The organism is Rhizobacter sp. (genome assembly GCF_031412075.1).
Lineage (GTDB): Bacteria > Pseudomonadota > Gammaproteobacteria > Burkholderiales > Burkholderiaceae_C > Rhizobacter.
In genome coordinates this window covers 1-4,387 of sequence record NZ_JANOCG010000447.1, presented here as the reverse complement: position 1 = coordinate 4,387, position 4,387 = coordinate 1, and the positions used below count along the sequence as shown (strand labels likewise).

4 protein-coding genes and 1 pseudogene are annotated in these 4,387 nt (G+C 66.9%); 4 read left to right on the top strand and 1 reads right to left on the bottom strand.

The window, feature by feature from the left end; genetic code table 11:
* The 4 genes from RMO40_RS17005 to RMO40_RS16990 form a co-directional block, all read left to right on the top strand.
* On the top strand, positions 1 to 696 hold a 696-nt coding region (locus RMO40_RS17005; protein WP_309723986.1), incomplete at its 5' end, for a LysR substrate-binding domain-containing protein.
* Between the two features lie 27 nt (positions 697 to 723).
* Positions 724 to 1,236 carry a ferritin-like domain-containing protein gene (locus RMO40_RS17000; RefSeq protein WP_309723983.1) on the top strand — a complete coding sequence of 171 codons (513 nt, stop codon included), beginning with the start codon at positions 724 to 726 and terminating at the stop codon, positions 1,234 to 1,236.
* Entirely contained in the window at positions 1,236 to 1,901 is a 666-nt protein-coding gene (locus tag RMO40_RS16995) for an AraC family transcriptional regulator (RefSeq protein WP_309723981.1), read from the top strand. The genes RMO40_RS17000 and RMO40_RS16995 overlap by 1 nt, the downstream gene beginning before the upstream one ends.
* A 113-nt stretch (positions 1,902 to 2,014) precedes the next feature.
* Positions 2,015 to 4,060 (top strand): hypothetical protein, encoded by a 2,046-nt coding sequence (locus RMO40_RS16990; RefSeq protein ID WP_309723979.1) that lies wholly within the window; start codon positions 2,015 to 2,017, stop codon positions 4,058 to 4,060.
* 21 nt (positions 4,061 to 4,081) lie between these two features.
* Here RMO40_RS16990 and RMO40_RS16985 read toward each other — a convergent pair.
* Positions 4,082 to 4,387 (bottom strand): annotated as a pseudogene (locus tag RMO40_RS16985) (SpoVR family protein); the annotation flags it as partial.

Here is a 4,387-nt window from a genome sequence, read left to right as displayed (position 1 = left end):
GCCAACATCAAGGAGATCGCCAAACGCGGCAAAGACCCGGTGTCGGGCCCGCTGCGTCTCGGCGTGATCTACACCATCGGCCCCTACCTGCTGCCTGACCTGGTGAAACAGTGCATCGAGCGCGTGCCGCAGATGCCGCTGATATTGCAAGAGAACTTCACCGTCAAGCTGCTCGAGATGCTGCGCACCGGCGAGCTCGACTGCGCCATCATCGCCGAGCCCTTTCCCGACACCGGCCTCGCGGTGGCCCCGCTCTACGACGAGCCCTTCATGGTGGCGGTGCCCACCAGCCACCCACTCGCCAAGCGCAAGCACATCAGCGCCGAAGAGCTGAAAAAGGAAACCATGCTGCTGCTCGGCACCGGCCACTGTTTTCGTGACCACGTGCTGGAGGTGTGCCCCGAGTACGCCCGCTTCTCCAGCGTTGCCGAAGGCATACGCAAAAGCTTCGAAGGCTCGTCGCTGGAGACCATCAAGTACATGGTGGCCTCGGGCATGGGCGTGACGGTGGTGCCGCAGCTGAGCGTGCCGAAAGACCAGCAGCCGCATGTGCGCTACGTCGCTTTCAGCGAGCCGGTGCCCACCCGCCGTGTGGTGCTGGCGTGGCGGCGCACCTTCACCCGCTACGAAGCGATTGCCGCCTTGCGCAATGCCATTTACGCGTGCCCGCTGGAAGGCGTGCACCGAGTTTCTTGAACCCGACCCCCGCAGAGGAAGAACCCCATGGCCAAAAAACTCAAACCCATCGTCGCAGCCAGCGGCATGCAGATCAACATCGGCATCAGCGAAAAAGACCGCGGCGCGATCGCCGGCGGCCTGAGCCGCTTGCTCGCCGACACCTACACGCTCTACCTCACCACCCACAACTTCCACTGGAACGTGACGGGGCCGATGTTCAACACGCTGCACCTGATGTTCATGGGCCAGTACACCGAGCTGTGGAACGCGGTCGACCCCATCGCCGAACGCATCCGTTCGCTGGGCTACCCGGCGCCGGGTTCGTATGCACAGTTCAGCGCGCTGGCGTCGATCAAGGACGCCCCGACCACACCGCCCAAGGCGCTGGAGATGGTGCGCGTGCTGGTCGATGGCCACGAGGCGGTGGCACGCACCGCACGCAGCATCTTCCCGCTGGCCGACAAGGCCGGTGACGAACCCACCGCCGACCTGCTCACCCAGCGCCTCACCGTGCACGAGCAGACCGCCTGGATGCTGCGCAGCCTGCTGGAAACCTGATGAGCGCCGCCGAGCCTGTACCGACACGGGTGGCCATCGTCACCTTCGACGGCTTCAACGAGCTCGACTCGTTCATCGCGCTCGGTCTGCTGAACCGCCTGCGCCCGCAGGGTTTCACGGCCGAGATCACCGGGCCCGGCACCCACCTCACCTCGATTAATGGCGTGAGCGTGGAGGTGCAGCGCCCGCTGGAGTTTGCCAACGAGGCCGAGGTGGTGCTCTTCGGCAGCGGCATCTACACCCGCGCCATCGCCGAAAACTCGGCCCTGATGGACCGGCTCACGCTCGACCCGCTGCGCCAGCTGATCGGTGCGCAGTGTTCGGGCACGCTGCTGCTCGCGCGCCTGGGCCTCATCGGCAACATGCCCGCCTGCACCGACAGCACCACCAAGCCCTGGGTGGTGCAAGCCGGCGTGCGCGTGGTCGACGAGCCTTTTCACGCCCGCGGCCCGGTCGCCACAGCCGGCGGCTGCATGGCCTCGCAGTACCTTGCCACCTGGGTGATGCTCAAGCGCGCGGGGCTGCAAGCCACCGAGCAGGCGCTGCATTACGTGGCGCCAGTGGGTGAAAAAGACGAGTACGTGAAGAAGCTCCTTGGCGTGGTACAGCCCTTCGTCGACGAGCCGCTGCGCCCCAACACCCCCTCAAACACGGGCTCCCCCTAGGACCGCGTGATCCCCCTAGATCACATGAGTATTGAGGGTTAGGAGTTCCTAGACTGACTCTGCGTGCCTTGCCGCGCCAGCGGCGCACGCTGAACCAGCCACAGGGAGACTCCATGAAAAACTTCAACCGTTCGTTGATCGGCTTGCTGTCGGTCATCGCCCTCACCGGGACCCAGGCCCAGGTGATCCGGCAACCGCAAAGCTTCACGCCATTGCCCACCGAGCTCGTCGGCGTGAGCCCCGGCGACCCGCGGCTCACACCGGTCCAGCGCGACAACATTCTTCGCTTCAACATCGTCGACAAACTCGACCTGCTCGACCGCGACATCTCCGCCAAGGTGTGCCTGCCGTCGCCGCCCACCTCGCCCGCCGACATCGACCCGCACCGCTCGCTGATGGTCCACGACATGTCGACGCTGACGGCTCGCGACTTCTCGCTCAAGCGCACGATGGACCAGTTGGCCTCGCAGGTGTCGGTGGTGGTACCGGGCACGACGGGGGCCTCGCTCTTCCGGCAGTTCTGGGACACCCAGAACCCCGCTGCCCAGGCCATCACCACCGGCCCGCGATGCAGCGATGCGGGCGGCACGCTGAACGGCATGCCACATGCCTGCCGGCCCCGCAACTCGGGAGAAGAGGGCAACAAGGCCGTCGGTACCGATGCCGCGATCGACAGCCGCATGAACGGATCCTTCGACCGATTCAGCGGCTTCGTGCCGCTGGCGCTCGTGAACCGCCTCGACCTCGCGCACGAAGGCTGGCGCAACTGCGGCGAGTACCGCATCGTCTACGGCGAGCTGCTGGCCTTGCCCGACGCGCGCAATCTCATCATCTTCGAAGGCGTGCTGCCCAACCCCACGCCGGGCTGCCGCAGCGGCTGCAAGCCGGTGATGCAGATGTGGAAGTCGCTGTCGGCCATGAGCTCGGCCAGCGACCGCGCCGCCAAGCTCGAGGAGTTCTTCTTCGCCGGGCTGCCTGGCTTGCGGCCGGTGGTGCACGTGGACCACTACAGCAGCAAGGGCGCGACCGGTGCCTACGGCGGCTCGGGCAGCGGGCAGATCCGCACCAACGAGTTTGCGCAAACGACACGCTGGATGCTCAAGGAGTACAAGACCGCGCTCAACTGCAGCAGCACGCCCTGCAAGTTCGAGATCGTGCCGATCCCGGTCAAGGTCAATCCCTGGGGCACGCTGTGGAATGAAGATCTCGCCAACACACCGGCCAACCCCTTGAGCCCGGCAGCCCTGGCCTTCCAGAACAGCACCCTCGCGCAGACCGCCCAGCTCAGCGACCCGACGCTGATGCGCATCGGCTATTCGGTGTCCACGCCGCACAACGCACCGCAGAGCTTCTCGCAGGCGCCGCTCTCGCCCCTCTTCGCCACGCCCTCGTCGCAGCCGCCGTTCGACATCTGGCACGACCAGTACCTGGCACAGTTCAATGCGGCGACCGGGCCGATCAGCACCTTCCGCACCGGCCTTCAGTCGGGCGCGGCCGCCCACGGCCTGACCGCGCAGCAGCTCCTGCGGCGCGCCACCACGCAGAGTTGCGCCGGTTGCCACCAGCCCAACGACTTCGGCTTGCGCGCGCCCAACGCCATCGGGCCGGCCCTCACGCCCGCTGGCGCCACCGTCACCAGTTGGCCGAATTCGCTCGGCAATTTCGCGCACGTGGAGACCTTGCCCGCTGCGCTGGTCGAACTCTCGAACCCGGCCTTCGACAGCAACCAGGGCCATGCGCTGTCACCGGCGCTGCACGACGTCTTCCTGCCCGATCGCAAGAATTTCCTCGTCGACCAGCTGAATGCGGTCACCTGCCCGTGCACCCACCGCTTCACGACCCTGGCCGCGGATCTGCGCGAGCCCGCCTTCAAGCGCCAGAACGCGGTGCTGGAGCAGCTCGTGCCGCAGGCCACCGCGTGGCAGGCTTTCCTCTCGGAGCGCCTGGCGGGGATCCGCACACCGACACTGGCGGAGTCGCTGAAGCTCGATGCGCAGCGCGCGTCGATCAGCACGCAGCAGGAGAAGTCGCTCGCCGAGATGCGCCGCGCCTTGGGCCTACCGCCCATTACCCTCGGCGCGAGCCCGCAGCCCGTGGCGCGGGAAACGGCGTCGGAGCCCCCGCGGCGCACGACCACCGGCTCGTTCCGCACGCACTGAGCGGCGTGCCGGCTGCCGTCGCTACTCGGCCGTCGGCGTCACCGACCAACGACGCTGCACTTCGCCCGCGCCGTTGACGCTTTCGAGGTGCACGCCAAAGCCCCACAGGCGCGCCACGTGTTTGAGCACCTCGTTGGCGCCGTCGTGCAAGGGTCGGTCGTTGTGCTGCGCATGGCGCAAGGTCAGCGACCGGTCGCCACGCAGGTTCACGCTCCAGACCTGGATGTTGGGCTCGCGTGCACCCAGGTCGTATTGGTGCGACAAGGCTTCGCGCACACGGCGGTAGCCGCTGTCGTCGTGGATGGCCGAGACCTCCAGCTCTTCGTC